The sequence below is a fragment of the Achromobacter animicus genome (assembly GCF_040775605.1).
GTDB lineage: Bacteria > Pseudomonadota > Gammaproteobacteria > Burkholderiales > Burkholderiaceae_B > Achromobacter > Achromobacter animicus.
Window position 1 is genome coordinate 4,514,878 of sequence record NZ_JAYGJK010000001.1, and the last position, 19,236, is coordinate 4,534,113.

Annotated in this window: 17 protein-coding genes; 9 read left to right on the top strand and 8 right to left on the bottom strand. The window is 65.7% G+C overall.

From position 1 onward, the window contains the following. Window positions 1-12 precede the first annotated feature (12 nt). The gene (locus tag AB3147_RS20635; protein WP_367352856.1) at window positions 13-918 is read right to left on the bottom strand and encodes a LysR family transcriptional regulator; all 906 of its coding nucleotides are present in this window, start codon (window positions 916-918) and stop codon (window positions 13-15) included. 71 nt (window positions 919-989) lie between these two features. On the opposite strand from AB3147_RS20635, the gene AB3147_RS20640 reads away from it, so the two are divergent. The 3 genes from AB3147_RS20640 (at window position 990) to AB3147_RS20650 (ending at window position 3,766) form a co-directional block, all read left to right on the top strand. Then, complete coding sequence (locus AB3147_RS20640; RefSeq protein ID WP_367352857.1) at window positions 990-2,237, top strand: CaiB/BaiF CoA transferase family protein; 1,248 nt, start codon at window positions 990-992, stop codon at window positions 2,235-2,237. After that, entirely contained in the window at window positions 2,234-2,713 is a 480-nt protein-coding gene (locus AB3147_RS20645) for a MaoC family dehydratase (RefSeq protein ID WP_175125232.1), read from the top strand. The genes AB3147_RS20640 and AB3147_RS20645 overlap by 4 nt, the downstream gene beginning before the upstream one ends. Window positions 2,714-2,800: 87 nt before the next feature. Beyond that, a complete protein-coding gene (locus tag AB3147_RS20650; RefSeq protein ID WP_175185795.1) occupies window positions 2,801-3,766 on the top strand; it encodes a Bug family tripartite tricarboxylate transporter substrate binding protein in 966 nt (321 codons plus the stop codon). An 86-nt stretch (window positions 3,767-3,852) separates the two neighbouring features. On the opposite strand, the gene AB3147_RS20655 is transcribed toward AB3147_RS20650, so the two are convergent. From AB3147_RS20655 to AB3147_RS20680, 6 genes are all read right to left on the bottom strand, one after another. Further along, a complete protein-coding gene (locus AB3147_RS20655; protein ID WP_175125231.1) occupies window positions 3,853-4,227 on the bottom strand; it encodes a tautomerase family protein in 375 nt (124 codons plus the stop codon). 125 nt (window positions 4,228-4,352) lie between these two features. Continuing rightward, window positions 4,353-5,636, bottom strand: coding sequence for a quaternary amine ABC transporter ATP-binding protein (locus tag AB3147_RS20660; RefSeq protein ID WP_254595051.1), 1,284 nt, complete (start codon window positions 5,634-5,636; stop codon window positions 4,353-4,355). Beyond that, window positions 5,633-6,490 carry an ABC transporter permease gene (locus tag AB3147_RS20665; protein ID WP_218344358.1) on the bottom strand — a complete coding sequence of 286 codons (858 nt, stop codon included), beginning with the start codon at window positions 6,488-6,490 and terminating at the stop codon, window positions 5,633-5,635. The genes AB3147_RS20660 and AB3147_RS20665 overlap by 4 nt, the downstream gene beginning before the upstream one ends. Before the next feature lie 292 nt (window positions 6,491-6,782). After that, window positions 6,783-7,784, bottom strand: a complete 1,002-nt coding sequence (locus tag AB3147_RS20670; RefSeq protein WP_175125229.1) for an ABC transporter substrate-binding protein — start codon at window positions 7,782-7,784, stop codon at window positions 6,783-6,785. Between the two features lie 711 nt (window positions 7,785-8,495). Beyond that, a complete protein-coding gene (locus tag AB3147_RS20675; RefSeq protein WP_367352858.1) occupies window positions 8,496-9,521 on the bottom strand; it encodes an ABC transporter substrate-binding protein in 1,026 nt (341 codons plus the stop codon). Between the two features lie 390 nt (window positions 9,522-9,911). Further along, entirely contained in the window at window positions 9,912-11,180 is a 1,269-nt protein-coding gene (locus AB3147_RS20680) for a class I SAM-dependent methyltransferase (RefSeq protein WP_367352859.1), read from the bottom strand. A gap of 157 nt (window positions 11,181-11,337) precedes the next feature. Here AB3147_RS20680 and AB3147_RS20685 point away from each other — a divergent pair, with 157 nt between their 5' ends. The 6 genes from AB3147_RS20685 to AB3147_RS20710 all read left to right on the top strand — a co-directional run bounded on the left by AB3147_RS20685 (window position 11,338) and on the right by AB3147_RS20710 (window position 17,368). Then, window positions 11,338-12,537, top strand: coding sequence for a Bcr/CflA family multidrug efflux MFS transporter (locus AB3147_RS20685; RefSeq protein WP_218344338.1), 1,200 nt, complete (start codon window positions 11,338-11,340; stop codon window positions 12,535-12,537). Between the two features lie 327 nt (window positions 12,538-12,864). Beyond that, window positions 12,865-13,101 (top strand): 50S ribosomal protein L28, encoded by a 237-nt coding sequence (gene rpmB / locus AB3147_RS20690; RefSeq protein WP_076515521.1) that lies wholly within the window; start codon window positions 12,865-12,867, stop codon window positions 13,099-13,101. 37 nt (window positions 13,102-13,138) lie between these two features. Beyond that, window positions 13,139-13,306, top strand: a complete 168-nt coding sequence (gene rpmG / locus AB3147_RS20695) for a 50S ribosomal protein L33 (protein WP_003810296.1) — start codon at window positions 13,139-13,141, stop codon at window positions 13,304-13,306. A gap of 185 nt (window positions 13,307-13,491) precedes the next feature. After that, window positions 13,492-14,727 (top strand): ABC transporter substrate-binding protein, encoded by a 1,236-nt coding sequence (locus AB3147_RS20700; protein WP_175139356.1) that lies wholly within the window; start codon window positions 13,492-13,494, stop codon window positions 14,725-14,727. Further along, window positions 14,727-16,604 (top strand): ABC transporter permease, encoded by a 1,878-nt coding sequence (locus tag AB3147_RS20705; protein ID WP_175125207.1) that lies wholly within the window; start codon window positions 14,727-14,729, stop codon window positions 16,602-16,604. The genes AB3147_RS20700 and AB3147_RS20705 overlap by 1 nt, the downstream gene beginning before the upstream one ends. After that, window positions 16,601-17,368 (top strand): ABC transporter ATP-binding protein, encoded by a 768-nt coding sequence (locus AB3147_RS20710; RefSeq protein ID WP_367352860.1) that lies wholly within the window; start codon window positions 16,601-16,603, stop codon window positions 17,366-17,368. The genes AB3147_RS20705 and AB3147_RS20710 overlap by 4 nt, the downstream gene beginning before the upstream one ends. Before the next feature lie 71 nt (window positions 17,369-17,439). Here AB3147_RS20710 and AB3147_RS20715 read toward each other — a convergent pair whose 3' ends face one another. Further along, window positions 17,440-19,209 carry a SulP family inorganic anion transporter gene (locus tag AB3147_RS20715; protein WP_367352861.1) on the bottom strand — a complete coding sequence of 590 codons (1,770 nt, stop codon included), beginning with the start codon at window positions 19,207-19,209 and terminating at the stop codon, window positions 17,440-17,442. Between the last annotated feature and the right edge of the window lie 27 nt (window positions 19,210-19,236).

Below are 19,236 nucleotides of genomic sequence, written 5' to 3' on the forward strand. Positions count from 1 at the left end.
GTGTAGCGCGGGTCAGGCAGGCACAAGCGCCGGCGTCAGCATGCTGTCGCGCAAGCGCAGCACGGATGCGCATGAGGTGTCGCGATGCGTCACCAGCGACAGCGACAGCGCGCCCTGCGCATCCGGGTCGGTCAGCGGCACAAACGCCACGTGCGGCGTCGAATACGCGCGGGTCACGCCAGGCACCAGCGCCACACCCAGGCCGCTGGCGACCAGGCTGACCAGCGTCTGCACCTGAATGGCTTCCTGGCTGATGCGGGGCGAAAACCCCGCCTTGTGACACAGCGCCAGCGTCACGCCGTTCAGCCCCGGCACCTTGGCCGGCGAATACAGCACGAAGTTTTCGGACCGCATGCGCTCGAGCGCAATCGGGCCAACGTCGGCCAGAGGATGGCAGGCCGGCACGGCCAGCATCAGGTCGTCGCGCTCGACCACCCATGAATCCAGCTCGCTGTCTTCGGCCAACGGACCGCGCACCAAACCCGCATCGATCTCGTTGGCCCGCAGCATCGCCACCAATCCGACCGTGCTGTCTTCGCGCAGGTCCAGATGAACATCCGGGTACTGCGCGCGGAAGGCCGGCAGGCAGCGCGGCAGCAGCATGTACGTGGCCGAGCCCACAAAGCCCAGGCGCAGCGTCCCCCATTCCCCCAACGCCACCCGGCGCGCCGCCTGGCGCGCCTGATCGGTATGGAATAGCGCGCGGCGCGCATCGGCCATCAGGGCGTCGCCCGCCGGTGTCGTGGTGACGCCCTTGGCGCCCCGCACCAGCAGCGGCACGCCCACCGCATGCTCCAGCTTCTGGATCGACACCGACAGCGCCGGTTGGGCGATGTGCAGCGCATCGGCGGCGCGGCGGTAACTCCCCAGCTCGGCGATCGTGACGAACTGCCGAAGCTGGCGCAAATCTATAGCCATAACAGAATCCGTATCAAGCAATACCGAAGCCATATTAGACGCGTATGTGCGGCGCCGATAGGATTTCCGCCATGACGACATCTCCCCTCTCAAACGGCCCGGCGCTGGACGGCATCCGCGTCCTGGACCTGACTTCCGTCGTATTTGGCCCCTATGCCTCGCAGATCCTGGCCGACTACGGTGCGGACGTCATCAAGGTCGAAGCGCCCGGCGGCGACTCCACCCGGCAGACCGGCCCCGCGCAGGAGCCCGGCCTGTCGGCCATCTTCCTGGGCCTAAACCGCAACAAGCGCAGCATCGTGCTGGACCTGAAGCAGCCCGCCGCGCGCGAGGCGCTGCTGACGCTGGTGGACCAGGCCGACGTGCTGATGCACAGCATGCGGCCGGCCAAGATGGCGGCGCTGGGGCTGGACCCCGCCACGCTGTGCGCGCGCAACCCGCGGCTAGTCTATGCCGGCCTGTATGGCTTCGGTGAAGGCGGCGCGTACGACGGCCGCCCAGCCTACGACGACATCATCCAGGGCCTGTCGGGGTTCGCGGATCTTGTCGGCCGCCAGACCGGCGCGCCGCGCTACCTGCCCACCGTCGCCGCCGACAAGACGTGCGGTCTGGTCGCCGCGCACGCCATTCTTGCGGCGCTGTTCCAGCGCGCGCGTACCGGACAGGGCCAGCAACTGGAAGTGCCCATGTTCGAAAGCATGGCGTCCTTTGCGCTGGTCGAGCACTACTACGGCCGGCATCTGGCGGACGAGCCGGGCGACGCCGGTTATCCGCGCGTGCTCACGCCTTGGCGCCGGCCCTGCCAGACCGCAGACGGACACGTCTGCCTGATGCCCTATACCGACGCGCATTGGCGCGACTTCTTCAACGCGGCCGGCCGCCCCGATCTGGCGCAGGATCCACGCTTTGCCGATATTTCGGCGCGCACGCGCCACATCGAGACCCTGTACGAATTGCAGGCTGGCCTCGTTGCGGCCCATGACACGGCGTACTGGCTGGCGCTGTGTGAGCGGCTGCAGATCCCGGCCGCACCCGTGAACCGGCTGGAAGATCTGGAGACCGACCCACATCTGGCCAGCGTAGACTTCTTCGTGCCGCTGGAAAGCGCGTCCGGCAGTCATTACCGCTTCCCGCGCAACCCCGTGCGTTTGCAGCATTCCCACGTGCCGCCCGCCATGCCGCCGCGCCTGGGCGAGCACACGCGCAACGTGCTGGCCGAAGCGGGCCTCTCGCCGGCAGCCGTTGACGCGCTGCTGGACACCGGCGCCGCCCGGCAAGCCAACGCCCCCCTTTCTGAAAACGCCAAGGACCCCGCATGACCCAAGACCGCGACACCTCGCCCGCCATCCAACTCGGCCAAGGTTTTTACTGGCAGGACCTGACGGTCGGCCAACGCTTCCAGACATTTCGCCGCACGGTGACCGAGACCGACATCGTCAACTTCATCAGCGTCACCGGCATGCTGGAGACCATCTTCATCGACGCCACCTACACCCACGGCGCCATCCAGGGCCGCCCCGCGCCGGGCGCGCTGACCTATGGCCTGATCGAAGGCCTGATCATGCAGGGCATGGTGCAGGGAACGGGTCTGGCGCTGCTGGAGGTTCACAAGAAGATGATTGCGCCGGTGGTGGCCGGCGACACCATCTGGGCCGAGATCGAAGTGACCGGCGTGCGCCCGACCTCGCAGCACAACCGCGCGGTCGTCACGTCCGCCATCGACGTGCGCAACCAGCACGGCAAGCCGGTGATGGCCTACACGGCCGTGCGCATGCTGGCCGGCAGGCCGCGCTGATCAGGCTGACCGCTATCAGCGGCAGGCATCCCGCAGAGGACGCCGCCGCCCATCCGCAGTACCCATAACAGCCCAAGGAGACAACCCATGAAAAAAGCACTGCTGGCGACCACGCTGGCTCTTCTGGCGCTGGGAGGCGCCGCCAGCGCCCAGGCCGCGTGGCCCGACCGCCCGATCACGATGGTGGTGCCCTTCCCGCCCGGCGGTCCGACTGATCTGGTGGCGCGCGTGCTGGCCAAGCAGTTGACGGACCAGTTGGGCCAGACCGTCGTCGTCGAAAACAAGGGCGGCGCCAACGGCAACATCGGCATGCAGTACGCGGCCGCGGCCAAGCCCGACGGCTACACGGTGCTGTACAACACCTCGTCCATTGCGCTCAGCCCCAACCTGTATCGCTCGCTGGCCTTCGACCCGGTCAAGGACTTTGCGCCGGTGTCCACCACGGCCGTCATTCCGCTCGTCCTGCTGGTGCATCCGTCCGTGCCCGCCGATACGGCGCCCGCCTTCGTGGACTATGCCCGCAAGCATCCCGGCAAGCTGTCGTACGGCTCCGCCGGCGCCGGCAACGTCACGCATCTGGGCGCGCTCCTGCTTTTGCGCTCGCTCGATATCGATGCGGTCCACGTGCCCTATCGCGGCAGCGCCCCGGCCATGACGGATCTCGTCGGCGGACAGGTTCAGGTTATGACCAACACGCTGAACGATTCGCTGGGCTTCATCCGCGAAGGCAAGCTGCGTGCGCTGGCGGTGACCAGCGAGACGCGCAGCGACCAGTTGCCCAACGTGCCGACGGTGGCGGAAACCGTGGCGCCGGGTTTTGGGATGGGGGCTTGGCAAGGCGTGGTGGTGCCGGCCGGCACGCCCGCGCCTGTGATCGACAAGCTCAATGCCGAGATCCTGCGCGCGCTGAAATCTCCAGAGATGCAGAAGCAGCTGAAGGTGCAAGGCGCGCAGGCGCTGGGGTCGACGCCGCAAGAATATGCCGCCTACATCAAGAGCGAGATCGCGCGATGGGGCGAGGTGGTGAAGGCGGCGAACGTGAAGCTGGATTGAACGCAATTGCGCCTACGCGTCACTCGCCAAGACAAACGCCCGCGTGAAGCGGGCGTTTTCAATACTGCTTTGGTAAGCCGGGCGACTTAACGTCCCGCGGCCTTGGCGCTCAGGCCATTTGCCACGCCCATGTCGGTCTTGGGCACGTCGCGCAGGATCACGCGGACGTCTTCGCCAGAGATGTCGAGACTGGCGCACACGGCCTGGTTCAGCGCCGCGATCAGGGCGGCCTTCTTGGCTTCGTCGCGGCCTTCGATCAGATCCACGTCCACGCGCGCCATGCGCTTGCCGATTTCGCCCGCGACGATCACGTGTTCGGCCGGGACTTCGTGCAGCACGGCGCGCACGCTGGACAGCGGCGCCGCGATGCTTTCGACCACCGCGTTGGACGCGGCGTTGAGCAGGTCGGCTTTCTGGGCGGCCGTGTGGCCTTGCATGATCTGGACGTTCAAGAGGGGCATGACGATTCCGATGTTCCGATAAAAGGAAAACCGGCCAAGCCGACCGGCAAGCCATCATATCGTGACTGCGCCCGCGTGCAAGCAACTGCACGCGGGCGCAAGGGGACATGCGGGGAACGCCGGAATCAGGCGGCGGCCTTGCCTTCGCGTTCCAGTTCCGGTTGGACGTTCGACGCGTCTGCATCCGCCGTAGCCGGGGTTTCCGTCAAGGTTTCAGCCGACACCGGCGTCTCGGTCAGGGCCGGCGTGACCAGTTCCACGACCTTTTTGCGGGACAGCATGCCCAGGAACTCGTCGTCCTCGCCCGTCACGGCGACCGGCTGGTCGCTGTGCACCAGTTGCGCCAGCACTTCGCCCAGGCCCGCCGTGGCAGGCACCGACGCCAGGTCCTCGACAAAGCGGGACACATCGCGCGCGCCTTCCTGCATCGCCTTCGCGGCTGCCTCGGCGGTCAGCACGCCGGCGAGGCGCTTGCCGTCCAGCACCGGCGCGTACTCGTAGTTCAGCGCGCTCATGCGGTCTACGGCATGCGCGGGGCGCGAGCGCATGGTCAGCGTCAGGCGCGCCGGATTCACGGCGTGCGTGGCGTTGAGCACCTTGGTGCGGTTCACGTCCTGCAGGAACGACTGCACGTAATCGTTGGCCGGGTTCAGCAAAATGTCTTCCGGCGTGCCTTCCTGCACCAGCTCGCCATCCTTCAGGATGGCGATGCGGTTGCCCAGGCGCAGCGCTTCGTCCAGATCGTGCGTGATGAAGACGATGGTCTTGTTGAGCTTGGCCTGCAGTTGCAGCAGCTGATCCTGCATTTCGCGGCGGATCAGCGGATCCAGCGCGGAGAACGCCTCGTCCATCAGCAGGATTTCGGCGTCGGTAGCCAGCGCGCGCGCCAGGCCGACACGCTGCTGCATGCCGCCGGAAAGCTGATGCGGGTACTGGTTCTCGAAGCCCGACAGGCCCACCTGTTCCAGCCATTCGCGGGCGCGCTGCTCACGCTCGGCCTTGCCCACGCCTTGCACGGTCAGGCCGTACGCGGCGTTGTCCAGCACCGTGCGGTGCGGAAACAGGCCAAAGCGCTGGAAGACCATGCTCATCTTCTTTTGGCGGAAGACTTCCAGATCGCGCTTGTTCAGGCTGACCACGTCCACGCCATCGACCAGGATGTGGCCCGCGCTGGGCTCGATCAGGCGGTTGAAGTGGCGGATCAGGGTCGACTTGCCCGATCCGGACAAGCCCATGATGACGTAGATGCTGCCTTCTTCGATGGACAGGCTGATGTCGCGCAGACCCAGCGTGTGGCCGCTTTTGGCCAGCAGCTCTTCCTTGCTCATGCCGCCCTGCGCGGCTTCCAGCCACTTCTTCGGATGCGCTCCGAAGATCTTGTAGATGTTCTTGACTTCGATCTTGCTCATCGCTGGCCTCCCATGCGCATGCGCTGTCCATACGATTGCGTGATCCGGTCGAACAGCACGGCCAGCACCACGATACCCAGGCCGGCCAACAGGCCCCGGCCCACTTCCAGGCGGTTGATGCCCAGCAGCACTTCATAACCCAGGCCGCGCGCGCCGATCATCGACGCGATCACGACCATCGACAGCGCCATCATCGTGGTCTGGTTGATGCCGGCCATGATGTTGGGCAGCGCCAGGGGCAACTGCACGCCGAACAGCTGCTGGCGCGGATTGGCGCCAAAGGCGCGCGACGCTTCCAGCACTTCGCGGTCGACCAGGCGGATGCCCAGGTCGGTCAGGCGGATGAGCGGCGGCACGGCATAGATGACGGTCGCGATAATGGCGGGGATCTTGCCCAGGCCAAACAGCATGACGACGGGAATCAGGTACACGAAGCTGGGCATCGTCTGCATCACGTCCAGCACGGGCAGCATGCCCGAACGCAGCCAGTTCACACGCGCCATCAGCACGCCCAGCGGGATGCCGATCAGCACCGACAGGCCGGCGGCCATGATCATCAGCGCCAGCGTCTGCATGCCGGCGTCCCACAGGCCCAGCACGCCGATCACGCACAGCAGCGCGCCCATTGCCAGGCTCAGCCCGACGCGGCGGCTCACGCCATAGGCGATCGCGATGGTGACCGCGACAACCGCCCACCAGGGCGAGCTGCGCAAGAGTTGCTCCAACCACACCAACGCATGCAGCACGGGCTGGGACAACGTCTCCAGCGTGTCGGCATAGTTGGTGACCAGATGATCGACAAAGCCGTCGATCGCCCCCCGTACCTGACGGGCGGGAATAATTTCAGGAAACATCGTTTCGACTCCATTCTGGCGCGCTCGCCGCCCGTGTCGCCACCGGGCGCGCCGGCGCAGCGGAAAACAACGAGACTGAGACGGGTGCCTGGCACCTGGACGGATGATGGATCGCGCAGATCACATCCGCATCGGTGCCCTGCACCGGTATCACTGCCACCGCGGGTGGCGGCACAAGCACGCTTGCCGGGCCGGACGCTTGCGCCCGGCCGGCGGCCATCCCGGCAAAGAGGTCCGGTCCCTCAAGGGGCCGGTACGCGCCACCGCGGCGCGCAGCCAGGATCACAGTGCTTTACAGCGCGCTTTGGACGCGCCCGGCGACGTCGGCGGGGACCCACTTGGTCCAGACGTCGGGTTTGTTCTTCAGGAACCACTTGGCCACGGCGGTGGATTCATCGCCGGACTCTTCCATGTGGGCCAGGGTTTCGTTGATGACCGGCAGCGGCACCGAAACCTTGGACAGGAATTCGGTCAGCTTGGGCGCATCTTCGGAGAACTTGGTGTTCACCGCCGTGAAGACGGGATTGTCGGGATAGGCGCTGGGCTCCGGCTTGGCGCACTTGGGCGACGTCAGGCACTTGTGCTTTTCGGCGTCGTAGGGCGGCAGGTCCAGCTTGACCAGATCCATGGCGCCGACCAGCGGCGTGGGGGACCAGTAGTAGAAGACAACGTTCTGCTTGCGCTTGTAGGCCGACATCAGGGCCGCCTTTTGCGCCGCGCCCGTGCCGGGCGAATACAGCGTGTAGGAGTCGTCAAGCTTCAGGGCATGGAACAGGTTGTTGCTGGTGACTTCGCAACCCCAGCCTGCCGGGCAGCCGTAGAAACGGCCCTTGCCGGGCTCTTCCGGATCTTTGAACTGGTCCTTGAACTTGGGCAGGTCGGCGGCGGACTTCAGTTCCGGCAGGCGCTCGGCCGTGTACTTGGGGATGTACCAGCCTTCGGCGCCCATGTACAGGTCACCGATGCGCTTGACCTTGCCGGTCTTCTCGGCGCGGGCCCAGGGGTCGGCCACGCTGTTCAGCCAGATTTCGGTATTGATGTCCAGATCGCCGCGCTCGAGGGCAGCCAGGGCGGGCAGCGTTTCAGTCGGCAGGGTTTCGGTCTTGCAACCGTAGCCCTTTTCCATGATGAAACGTTCGACGTCGACCAGGACCAGATTGGATTCCCAGTTCATGGCGCCGAAGGTGACCGGCCGCTTGATTTCGCATTGCGGTGCGTCGGCGGCTTGGGCCGAACCGGCAAACGCAAACAGAACGGCCGCGGCGGCCAGGGTCTTGACAGGGGTAAAACGCATTGGCTTTTGCCTCCATAGGTTCAGGCACGCACGCCGGGAACAGGCCCGGGAGGCACCGTGGAGCTAAGGGGGTTGTGCGGAAGACGGGCAGAACCGCCAATACAAACCGACACTAGCAACAAGACGGCCCGCGAGGGACGCGGCGTCTTGCAAGACAGGGAGCTTCAAAAACGGGTTTTTGAGAACTCAGAGAAAGAGAACAAACTGAACGAAGAAGGCGGCATCTTAAACGAAATTGACATGCCGACCAACCCCGAGGGTGAATGAAACAGATACATTCGCCACGAAAAACGTCAGGGAAAACCCGGTATGCACTTGGGTAGATGGCCGTTTCCCCCAGGGAAAATTCGTCCCTGGATGATCGATACATTTAGTTAACAATATGTTCGGATAAACACATACAGGGCGTTCCAAAACGGGCGTCAGGAACGGGAAACGGCGAGTTGGCGGGGGCGTTTGGACGCGCATTTCCCGGCAAGCGGCCCGGCTTTTCTGCCGCAGTTCGGGCGAGGTGTCAGACACCCTTGCGGCAGAGCCTAAACCTGAAGACTGTCTCACCGGGGTGTCAGACACCGGGGCAATTCGCCGCGCCCACTTCGGCCTGGCCGTATTCCAGCGCCGCTTTGCGCCGGAGCCGAGTTCTGACGGAGCATCGAATCACCCGCACCTGCGCCCACGGGCGCAGAGGTTAATCGAGGAACCCACCGACCCTCAGCTACCCGCGGTGGCGTGGGCCGGCGCGAAGAAGTAATCCTTCCAGCTGTCGGCCTGCCCGTGCAGCACGCCGATCTCGCGCAGCTTGTCGGCATACACCTTGGTCTGCTGCGGCGTGATAGTGAACTGGTTTTCGGGATCGTCCAGGATCTTCTTCACAAAATCGACCGGGAGCTTGGAATTCTGCTGGCGGATGAAGATCGCGGCGGCCTCGTCCTTGTGGCCGGGAATCCACGCCGCAGCCTCCGCCAGCGCAGCGTAGAACGCCTGATAGGTCTTGGGATTGGCGTCGTGGAATTTCTGGGTGGTGTACAGCACGTTGAACGTCGCGGGTCCGCCCAGGATGTCGTACGAACTGATCACCTTGTGCACCGCCGGATTGCGCTCCAGCGCCTGGTAGTAGAACGGCGCGCTGGAAAAATGCGCGTTCACTTCCAGGCCGCCGGAGATCAGCGCGGTGGTCGCATCCGGATGCGGCAGGCTGATGGAAATATCGTCGAAGCGCTTGAAGTTGTCCTTGCCATAACGCTTGGCCGCTTCGATCTGCAGGGTGCGCGACTGGAATCCGACGCCCGCGGCCGGCACCGCGATGCGATCCTTGGCGCCAAAGTCATCCAGCGTCTTCACTGCCGGATTGTTGCTCAGCAAATAGTTGGGCAACGACCCCAGCGCCGCCACCAGCTTCACGTTCTGCTTGCCGCGCGTGCGATCCCACAGCACCAGCGCAGGCGGCACGCCGGCCGACACCATGTCCAGCGCGCCCGCCAGCAGCGCCTCGTTCATGGCCGACGCACCGGAAATCTGCGCCCATTCCACCTTGATATCCACGCCGGCCTGCTTGCCGTGCTTCTCGATCAGCTTCTGGTCTTTGACCACATCAAGGATCAGATACGCGATGCCGAACTGCTGCGCCACGCGCAATGTGCCTTCGGCATGCGCCGGTGCAGCGGCCGCGACTAGCGTTGCGAAGGCCAGCGCCGAGGTCGCTGCAAAGCGCCGCAGGGGAAAGGGATTGATGGACATGAGGTCGCGGGCTCCTTGGGCCGGTGGGTTCGCCACACCGCGCCATTCGCGATGTAGGGTGGCGACGCAGGGTGGCAACGTAGGTTGGCCGGCGATCCTAGCAACGCGCGCGCGGCGGAGGAACGAACTATTTCTGCTATCCAAATAGCGCCGATGGCAGGCCGCTCAGCGCAGCCTCAATGCCCACGCCGAACGCGCCAGCGCAGCCGAAGGAAACAAGCATATGTCCAGATATTCTTTGTCGGCGCAGCCTTCGCTCCGTAGCATGCCCCCAAGCTATTTCACATGCATATCGGGGCGGGCAAGTTCGATGGTATGCCGCCAGTCCGCCGTCACGAACGACGGATCGGCGATTTGCAAATCACCGGGGTGATGCGCTTTGTCCGGCCATCACTGCCCGGGCGGGTCTCCGTACATATAGTCCCGCCGCCACGGATATGACAGATCGGCGGGAAAATCCAGTTCATCCGCGCGCCCCGTCGCGGGATGCTGCGCAAGAATCTGATGCAGCGCGATCCACCCATGCTCGAAGGCCATCGCGCAACCGGCCAGATACAGCCGGTAGGCGCGCAGTGAGCGCTCGCCCTGGTCCGCGCCCAGAATGCGCGCCGCGTCCGGCAACCGCGCTTCCAGCCGATCGCTCCACGCCCACAGCGTGCGCGCATAGTGCGGACGCAGGTTCTCCACGTCCAGGTCTTCCAAGCCGCCGTTGGCCAATGTCTGCATCACGACGCTGACGTGCGTCAGCTCGCCGCCCGGGAAGATGTACTTCTCGATGAACTCGCCCATGCCGTTGCCGAGTTCCGCGTTATCCACGCCGGCGGCGGTGATGCCGTGGTTCATGATGAGCCCGCCCGGCTTGAGCAGGCGGCGCAACGTGGCGAAGTAGCTTTCCAGTTGCGCGCGGCCTACGTGCTCGAACATGCCCACCGACGCAATCTTGTCGTAGGGCTGCGACGCGTCCAGCTTGCGGTAGTCCAGCAATTCGATGCGCACGCGATCTGACAGGCCTTTTTCCTGGATCAGCCGGCTGACGTGCGCATGCTGGTTGCGCGACAGCGTGATGCCGGTGGCGTCCACGCCATAGTGTTCGGCCGCCCACAGCAACAGCCCGCCCCACCCCGCCCCCACATCCAGGAAGCGCTCGCCCGACGCCAGGCGCAGCTTGCGGCAGATGAGATCCAGTTTGGCTTCCTGCGCCTGCGCGAGCGTCATGCCCGGTTCGCGGAAGTATGCGCAGGAATACACGCGGCGCGGATCCAGCCACAGCGCGTAGAAGTCGTCGGACAGGTCGTAGTGAAATTCGATCTGCCGGGCGTCGCGCTCGATGGAATGGCGCCACACCGATATCACCTTGCGCACCAGGTCAGTCAGCCAGCCGCCGCGCGCCGCGTCCATCGGAGAGCCGGGCAGCAGGGCAGCCGCCGCCGCCATCACATCGCGCATGCTGCCCTCGATATCGATGCGGCCTTCGACATAGTCCTGGCCCAGCACGCCAACGGCCCCTTCGGCCAGATGCGCCAACGCGGTCTTGTCATGCGTCACGAACCGCACGCGCGGGTCGGGTGGGCCGAGCACGGCGCCATCGGGCAGCACAAGCTGGACGGGAACAGGCAAGGCCTGAAGTTTGCGCTCCACGACAGATAGCAAAGGATTCACGGCTTATCCTCCGGATGCATAGGGACACCAGGGACGCTAACGGAAAATGCCCGCAATCTTCCTGTAAGCCCGCCCATGATAAAGTCCCCGGCTTGGCGCGGCCAATACAGCCTCTGCACTGCCACGCGCCCTGTCCCTGCGTTTTACCGCGATCTACATGCCCCCAATGCAAACATCCCGCAGCAGCCTGCCCGGTTGGCTCATTCTCATGGGCGCGCTGACGGCCATCGGCCCGTTCGCCATCGACATGTATCTGCCCGCGTTCCCCACGATCGCGGCGAACCTTGGCGTGGCCCGCGGCGATGTCGAACGCACGCTGGCGGCGTACCTGATCGGCCTGGCGCTGGCGCAGGTGTTCTACGGCCCGATGGCGGACCGCTACGGCCGCAAGCCGCCGCTGCTGGTGGGCCTGACGCTGTTCATGATCGCCTCGCTGGGGTGCGCGCTGTCGGGTTCGGTCGAAGCCCTGACCGGCTGGCGCGTCGTGCAGGCCATGGGCGGCGCGGCCGGCATCGTGATCCCGCGCGCGGTCATCCGCGACCATTACGAAACCCATGAAGCCGCGCGCGCGATGTCGCTGCTGATGCTCATCATGGGCCTCGCGCCCATCCTCGCGCCGCTGATCGGCGGCCAGCTGCTGGCCATCACCTCGTGGCGCAGCCTGTTCTGGGTGATGCTGGCGGGCGGTGCGATGCTGATGGCCGCGGTCATCATGATCATGAAGGAATCGCTCACGCCGGACCGCGTGGTGCCGCTGCGCTGGAGCACCATCCTGCAGAACTACCGCGGCCTCTTCGCGCACCGCGGCTTCATGGCGCACAGCCTGGCGGGCGGGTTCGGGCAGGCGGGCATGTTTGCGTACATCATCGGTTCGCCGCGCGTCTTCATCGAACTCTACGGCGTGCCGCCGCAGTACTACGGCCTGCTGTTCGGCACCAATGCGCTGTCGCTCATCATCTGCTCGCAGATCAGCGCCCGCCTGCTGCGCACCCACACGCCGCGACAACTGCAGCGCCGTGCGCTGGTCACGCTGGCCTGCGCCAGCCTCGCCGCCGTCGCCCTGACGCTGGCCGGCCTGATGACGCTGCCGTTGCTGATGCTGTGCCTGATCGCCTACATGGGCAGCCAGGGCTTCGTGAACCCCAACTCGGCGGCGCTCGCGCTGTCCGACCAAGGCAAGCGCCTGGGCGCTGCGTCGGCGCTATTGGGGACGCTTCAATTGTCCTGCGGCGCCCTGGCGGGTTTTGCCGTCAGCGCCTGGCAGGCCGACACCGCCCTGCCCCTGACGACCACCCTGGCGGCCTGCGCCTGCCTGTCCTGGACGGCCGGCCGTGTGGCGCGTTCGCACACGTCCTAGCCCCTTTGGCTTGATTTATTTAAGAATTCCGTATTAGAATCGCGGTCTTCACATGAAGTTTCCCGTGCCGGACTACTATGCTTTGTAGTTCAGCACTCTGACCCCCAACCGCGTGTTGTGAATAAAAGCGTGAATTCAAGCGTGAATTCAAGCGGGTGGCAGGCAGCGGGTATAAGCACTGGGGTGAAATCACTTTCCCCCTCATCCACTAAGACTGGGTGGCCGGCCAAGGCAGCGCACAGCGCAGCCCACACAGCCCGGCGGCTAAACCCCCGTCTACCCCCCCGAAGCGATGCGCGGCAAGAACGACACTAAAGAGGTGCATCCATGGCACGCGTATGCCAAGTGACCGGCAAAGGCCCGATGGTGGGCAACAATGTTTCGCACGCGAACAACAAGACCAAGCGCCGCTTCCTGCCCAACCTGCAATCGCGCCGGTTCTGGGTTGAAAGCGAAAACCGCTGGGTTCGCCTGCGTGTTTCGGCCAAGGCCATCCGCACGATCGACAAGAACGGCATCGAAGCCGTGCTGGCCGACATGCGTGCCCGCGGCGAACTGGCCTAATCGGCCGCCCCGCCAATCTACATACTAGGAGCACGACATGGCCAAAGGTATCCGCGAAAAGATCAAACTCGAGTCGACTGCCGGCACGGGTCATTTCTACACGACCACCAAGAACAAGCGCAACATGCCCGAGAAGATGCTGATCAAGAAATTTGATCCGGTCGCTCGCAAGCACGTCGACTACAAGGAAACCAAGCTGAAGTAATTCAGCCGGTATCCCGCAAAAAAGGCCCTGTCATGCAGGGCCTTTTTTATTGCCGTTATTTTCGTGCCATTCGTTTTCCACCGCCATTTGCCGCCGCGCTGAAGGCCATGTTTCAATTAGGCCGCACCCGCGGCGCCCCAGGCGCGCGCAGGGGCCCGATTCATTCAACGCTGCGATAACCCGCCATGATCCGTCCCTGCCTCACCCTGCTGCGCCGCGCCGTTGCGCCCGCCCTCATCGCCCTGGCGCTGGCGCCGGCCGCCCCCGCCGCCGCGAAAGACAAGGAACCGCCCATCCGCATCGGCGAGATCAACAGCTACAAGGCCATTCCCGCCTTTCTGGGCCCGTACAAGAAGGGCTGGCAGTTGGCGCTTGAAGAAGTCAACGCCGCGGGCGGCGTGCTGGGCAGAAAGCTTGAGGTCATCTCGCGCGACGATAACGGCAACCCCGGCGACTCGGTCCGCGCCGCGCAGGAACTGCTGGCGCGCGAAAAAGTCGAGCTGCTGTTCGGCGGCTTTCTTTCCAACACGGGTCTCGCACTGACCGACTTCGCCAAGCAGCAAGAGGTGTTCTTCCTGGCCGCCGAGCCGTTGACCGACAAGATCACCTGGCAGGAAGGCAACCGCTATACCTACCGCCTGCGTCCCTCCACCTGGATGCACGTGGCGGCGCTGGCCCCCAAGGCGCTCGCCCTGCGCAAGAAGCGCTGGGCCATCGTCTATCCCAATTACGAATACGGCCAATCCGCCGTGGCCACGTTCAAGGCCATGATGCAGTCGTTCCAGTCCGACGTCGAATTCGTCGCCGAACAGGCCGTGCCGCTGGGCAAGGTGGATGCCGGCGCGGTCGTGCAGGCATTGGCCGACGCCAAGCCCGACGCCATCTTCAATGTGCTGTTCGCCGCCGATCTGACCCGCTTCGTGCGCGAAGGCAACACGCGCGGCCTGTTTGAAAACATGCCCGTCGTGTCGCTCTTGTCCGGCGAACCCGAGTACCTGGAACCGCTGGGCGCCGACACGCCTACCGGCTGGATCGTCACCGGCTACCCCTGGTACGCCATCGACACCCCGGCCAACAAGACCTTCGTCGAAGCCTACAAAAAGCGCTTCAACGAGACGCCCAAGGTCGGTTCCGTGGTCGGCTATGCGTCGCTGATGTCCATTGCGCAGGGCCTGAAGGCCGCCGGTTCCGTCGACACGGAAAAGCTCGTCGACGCCTTTGCCGGCCTGAAGGTGGACACGCCCTATGGTCCCATCCAGTACCGCAAGATCGACCATCAATCGACGATGGGCGTCTATGTGGGCGTGACGGCGGTCGAAGACGGCAAGGGCATCATGAAGGATTTCGCCTACATCGACGGCGCCCGCCTGCAACCGCCTGACGAGCAGGTGCGCAAGATGCGGCCGGCGCCGGCCCGCTGATGAATGTATCCGGGCTGCTGCTGCAGCTACTCAATGGCCTGGCCGACGCCAGCGCGCTGTTTCTGGTCGCCGCCGGGCTGTCGCTGATCTTTGGCGTGACGCGCGTGGTCAACTTCGCGCACGGCTCGTTCTACATGCTGGGCGTGTATCTGGCCTGGACCTTCACCAGCCACTTCGGCGGCGGCGCGGGCTACTGGTTCGGGCTGCTGCTGGCGGCGCTGGCCACCGGCCTGATCGGCGCCGCGGCCGAATTGCTGGTGCTCAAGCGCCTGTACCGCGCCCCCGAACTCTTCCAGTTGCTGGCCACTTTCGCGCTGGTCCTCATCATCGGCGACGTGGCCCTGGCGGTCTGGGGTCCCGAAGACCTCTTCTCCGCCCGCGCGCCAGGCCTGTCGGGCGCCGTGCAAATTCTGGGCCGGCGCTACCCCGAATACGACCTGCTGCTGATCGCCGCCGGTCCCATCGTGCTGGGCCTGCTGTGGCTGCTGCTCATGCGCACGCGCTGGGGCCGGTTGCTGCGCGCCGCCGCTGAAAACCGCACGATGCTCGCGGCCCTTGGCGTGAACCAGGCCTGGCTGTTCACGTCGGCCTTCACGCTGGGCGCCTTCCTTGCCGGCCTGGGCGGCGCGCTGGCCGCGCCGCGCGTGCCCGCCACGCTGGGCCTGGACCTGGAGATCATAGCCAGCGCCTTCGTGGTGGTGGTCGTGGGCGGGCTCGGATCGATACCGGGCGCGTTCCTGGCGGCCGTCCTGATCTGCTCGGTCAAGGCGCTGTTCGTGTTCCTGGGCCAGGTCGCCATCGGCCCCTGGGTATTCAACCTGTCCAAGCTCACGCTGCTGGCTGAATTCGCGGTGATGGCCGTGGTGCTGGTCGTGCGGCCTTGGGGCCTGATGGGCAAGCCGCCCGCGCCGGCCTCGCACGCCGGTCCGCCCGAACGCCCCATCGCCCCCGCTGGGCCTCGGCTGCGTCTGGCCTACGCCGTGCTGCTGGTTCTGTTGGCGCTGGTGCCCGTCGCCACGCTGTACTGGCCCTATCTCAGCATCCTGATGACCGAGATCCTGATCGCCGCGCTGTTTGCCGCCAGCCTGCACTTTCTGACCGGACTGGCGGGCATGACCTCGTTCGGCCACGCCGCGTGGTTCGGGCTGGGCGCCTACGGCGCCGCGTTGCTGCTGAAACTGGCCGCCATCCCCATGGAAGCGGCGCTGCTGCTCGGCCCGTTCGCCGCAGCCCTTGGCGCGCTGGTGTTCGGCTGGTTCTGCGTGCGCCTGTCCGGCGTGTACCTGGCCATGCTGACGCTGGCCGTCGCGCAGATCCTGTGGGCGCTCACCTATCAATGGGATGACGTGACCGGCGGCAGCAACGGGCTGACCGGCTTGTGGCCCTCGGCATGGCTCTCGCAAGGACCGTGGTTCTATTACCTGTCGCTGGTGCTGTGCGCGGCCGGGGTCTGGTGGCTGCGGCGGCTGGCGTTTTCCCCACTGGGCTTTGCGCTGCGCGGCGTGCGCGATTCGTCCTTGCGCGCCGAAGCGCTGGGCATGGACACGCGCCGCATCCAGTGGGCCGGATTTGTGGCCGCCTCGTTCGCGGCGGGCCTGGCCGGATCGCTCTATGCATTTTCCAAGGGCAGCATCGCGCCCGACGTGCTGGCGGTAAGCCGCTCGGTGGACGGGCTGGTCATGGTGCTGCTGGGCGGCATCCAGACGCTGGCCGGTCCGCTCGTTGGCGCGGCCTCCTACACCTGGCTGCAGGATGCTGCGGCGCGCAGCACCGAATACTGGCACGCAGTGCTGGGCCTGGCCATCCTGGCGCTGGTCATGGCCTTCCCCGAAGGCCTGGCCGGCGCGGCGGCCCGCCTGCGCAGGAGGTCCGCATGACGACGGCAGCTCCCCTGCTGCAGGTGCGCAACCTGCGCAAATCCTTCGGCGGCATCGACGCGCTGGCCGACGTGTCGTTCGACCTGCAAGCCGGACACATGCTGGCCTTGATCGGCCCGAATGGCGCGGGCAAGTCGACATGCTTCAACGTGCTGGGCGGGCAGTTGCGCCCGGATTCGGGTTCGGTTCGGCTGGACGGACAGGAGCTTGTTGGCCTGTCGGCCGGCAAGATCTGCCGGCTGGGCGTGGGCCGCAGCTTCCAGACGGCGGCCACGTTCCGGTCCATGACCGTGCTTGAAAACGTGCAGACGGCCCTGCTGTCCCGCGACCGGCTGCTTTTTAACCCTTGGCGGCGCGCCGCCCGCCATGCCGTTGATGAAGCCAGGACCCTGCTGTCGCAAGTGCAGATGGCGGACAAGGCTGACGAGGCCTGCGGCACGCTGGCCTATGGCGACGTCAAACGGGTGGAGCTTGCGATGGCGTTGGCGCACCAGCCGCGTCTGTTGCTGATGGACGAGCCCACGGCCGGCATGGCCACCAACGAACGCCACGCGCTGATGCGCCTTACCCGCCAGCTGGCGGACACGCAACACATCGCCGTCCTGTTCACGGAACACAGCCTGGACGTCGTGTTCAAGCACGCAGATCGCATCGCGGTGCTGGTGCGCGGCGGCCTGCTGGCCGAAGGCGCTCCCGCCGCCATCGCGGCTGACGAGCGGGTCAAGGCCGCTTATCTGGGCACCGAGGCGCCGCAAGGCGCCTGACGTCAACGCGGGCCGCGGACCGTCAGGACCGCGACGGCGCCTGCGTCAACCAGCCCGCCGCAACCATCGCATCACCCATCCCGCTGCGGGCTGTCCGGCTGGCATTCCCAGAAAATCCGGGCCGTGCATCCCGCGCAAATGTTCCGGTCCAGCTTTGCGTAGATCGCATGCAATGCCGTCGCCTTGTCCGGAAAGATGTGATCGGCGCCCAGCCGCTCCAGGAATCCGGTGCGGCGCCACATGTCCATGACCTCTGGCCGAGGCCGGTGGAAATAAAGGTCGCCGCCCATCGCACGCCGGGCCGCCAGTTCGTCGTCCCAGACCTGAGCACCGGCCAGGTCGATGAAGTTCATGCTCTTGGCCATGACCAGCAGATGGCGCGGCGCGCCGGGCGCCGAGCGCAGGTCGTGCAGCCGCTGCGCCACGTGCGCCGCCGCGCCGAAATAGACCGACCCTTCCATGCGCAGCAGCTTCAGTTGGGGACATTCCGGCAACGCGTCGGGTTGATGCTCCAGCACGACGAAGCGGCGATCCAGCCCGCGCGAATCAAATCCCATTGTGCGCATCGCCGGCCGCGACGTGCGGTGCAGATACACCATGAGCGACAGCACGGTGCCCAGCAGGATCGCGACTTCCATGCGGATAGCGATCGTTGCGGCCAGCGTGGCACCGGCGATGGCGCATTCGCCAGGCTGCGTGCGCAGCAGGTGCCGCCAGCGCGGCACGTCCAGCAGCGTCCAGGCCACCAGCAACAGCAACCCCGCGATCGCGGCATGCGGAATCAACGCCAGCAACGGGGCGGACACCGCCACCAGCAGCATCAGCAACAACGCGGAAAACACTGACGCCAGCGGCGTCTTCGCGCCGGCCTCGAAGTTGGGAATGGACCGATTGAGCGATCCGCACGACAGATAACAGGAAAAGAACCCGCCGACGACGTTGGACAGACCCTGCCCCACAAACTCGCGGTTCGCGTCGATGCGCTGCCCGGAACGCGTCGCCACCGCCTTGGCGATGGAAATGGACTGCGCCAGCGCCACGATGGTCAGCGCGAACGCCAGGCTCAGCAGATCGGGAAGCGCGCGCCAGTCGACGCTGGGCACATGAAACGGCGGCCACGGTTGCGCGATCGCGCCCAGCACGGGAACCGGCGCGTCCCCGGGGGCCAGGATCCACGTATTGAAAACCCATGCCGCGAATGTCCCCGCAGCCAGGCCGAGCAGCATGTAAGGTTTGCGCTTGTCGAACCTGCGTGCCAGCAATGCCGTGACCAGGGTGACCAACGTCACCAGCAAGGCGCCGGGATGCACCTGCCCGAGATGCGTGGCGACGCTTTCCAGCACCGCCCCCGCGCCGTGCGCTTCTGGCGACGGCAGGCCCAGCGCGTCCTTCAACGCATGCACCGCGATCAGCACGGCCGCGCCGCTGGTAAAGCCGAACAACGCCGACGGTGATATGAAGTGCGCCAGAGATCCCAGCCGCAAGACACCCACCAGCCACTGCATGACGCCGACCAGCACGGTCACGGCAAGCGCAAGCTGGATATAGGCGGGGCTGCCCGCAGCCGCCAGCGGCGCCAGCACGGCAAACAGCGCCAGCGAATTCGCGTTGGTCGGGCCCGACATCACATGGCGGCTGGAGCCGAACAACGCCGCCACGATACAGGGCACGATGGCCGAATACAGGCCGTACTCCGGCGGCAGGCCCGCCAGCGTGGCAAACGCAACGCCCTGCGGCAGCACCAGCAACGCCCCCAACAGGCCCGCCGCCAGATCGGCGCGCAGCGTCAACCGGTTGACGTCGTCCACCCACGAGCCGAAAAGCCGGCGCGCGACGTTCATTCCCCCCTGCATCATCCTGTCTTGTTC

Excerpts from the sequence above, each read along its gene's own strand:
- AB3147_RS20635 (WP_367352856.1), bottom strand. The coding sequence starts at position 918 with ATGGCTATAGATTTGCGCCAGCTTCGGCAGTTCGTCACGATCGCCGAG.
- AB3147_RS20640 (WP_367352857.1), top strand. The coding sequence starts at position 990 with ATGACGACATCTCCCCTCTCAAACGGCCCGGCGCTGGACGGCATCCGC.
- AB3147_RS20645 (WP_175125232.1), top strand. The coding sequence starts at position 2,234 with ATGACCCAAGACCGCGACACCTCGCCCGCCATCCAACTCGGCCAAGGT.
- AB3147_RS20650 (WP_175185795.1), top strand. The coding sequence starts at position 2,801 with ATGAAAAAAGCACTGCTGGCGACCACGCTGGCTCTTCTGGCGCTGGGA.
- AB3147_RS20655 (WP_175125231.1), bottom strand. The coding sequence starts at position 4,227 with ATGCCCCTCTTGAACGTCCAGATCATGCAAGGCCACACGGCCGCCCAG.
- AB3147_RS20660 (WP_254595051.1), bottom strand. The coding sequence starts at position 5,636 with ATGAGCAAGATCGAAGTCAAGAACATCTACAAGATCTTCGGAGCGCAT.
- AB3147_RS20665 (WP_218344358.1), bottom strand. The coding sequence starts at position 6,490 with ATGTTTCCTGAAATTATTCCCGCCCGTCAGGTACGGGGGGCGATCGAC.
- AB3147_RS20670 (WP_175125229.1), bottom strand. The coding sequence starts at position 7,784 with ATGCGTTTTACCCCTGTCAAGACCCTGGCCGCCGCGGCCGTTCTGTTT.
- AB3147_RS20675 (WP_367352858.1), bottom strand. The coding sequence starts at position 9,521 with ATGTCCATCAATCCCTTTCCCCTGCGGCGCTTTGCAGCGACCTCGGCG.
- AB3147_RS20685 (WP_218344338.1), top strand. The coding sequence starts at position 11,338 with ATGCCCCCAATGCAAACATCCCGCAGCAGCCTGCCCGGTTGGCTCATT.
- rpmB (WP_076515521.1), top strand. The coding sequence starts at position 12,865 with ATGGCACGCGTATGCCAAGTGACCGGCAAAGGCCCGATGGTGGGCAAC.
- rpmG (WP_003810296.1), top strand. The coding sequence starts at position 13,139 with ATGGCCAAAGGTATCCGCGAAAAGATCAAACTCGAGTCGACTGCCGGC.
- AB3147_RS20700 (WP_175139356.1), top strand. The coding sequence starts at position 13,492 with ATGATCCGTCCCTGCCTCACCCTGCTGCGCCGCGCCGTTGCGCCCGCC.
- AB3147_RS20705 (WP_175125207.1), top strand. The coding sequence starts at position 14,727 with ATGAATGTATCCGGGCTGCTGCTGCAGCTACTCAATGGCCTGGCCGAC.
- AB3147_RS20710 (WP_367352860.1), top strand. The coding sequence starts at position 16,601 with ATGACGACGGCAGCTCCCCTGCTGCAGGTGCGCAACCTGCGCAAATCC.
- AB3147_RS20715 (WP_367352861.1), bottom strand. The coding sequence starts at position 19,209 with ATGAACGTCGCGCGCCGGCTTTTCGGCTCGTGGGTGGACGACGTCAAC.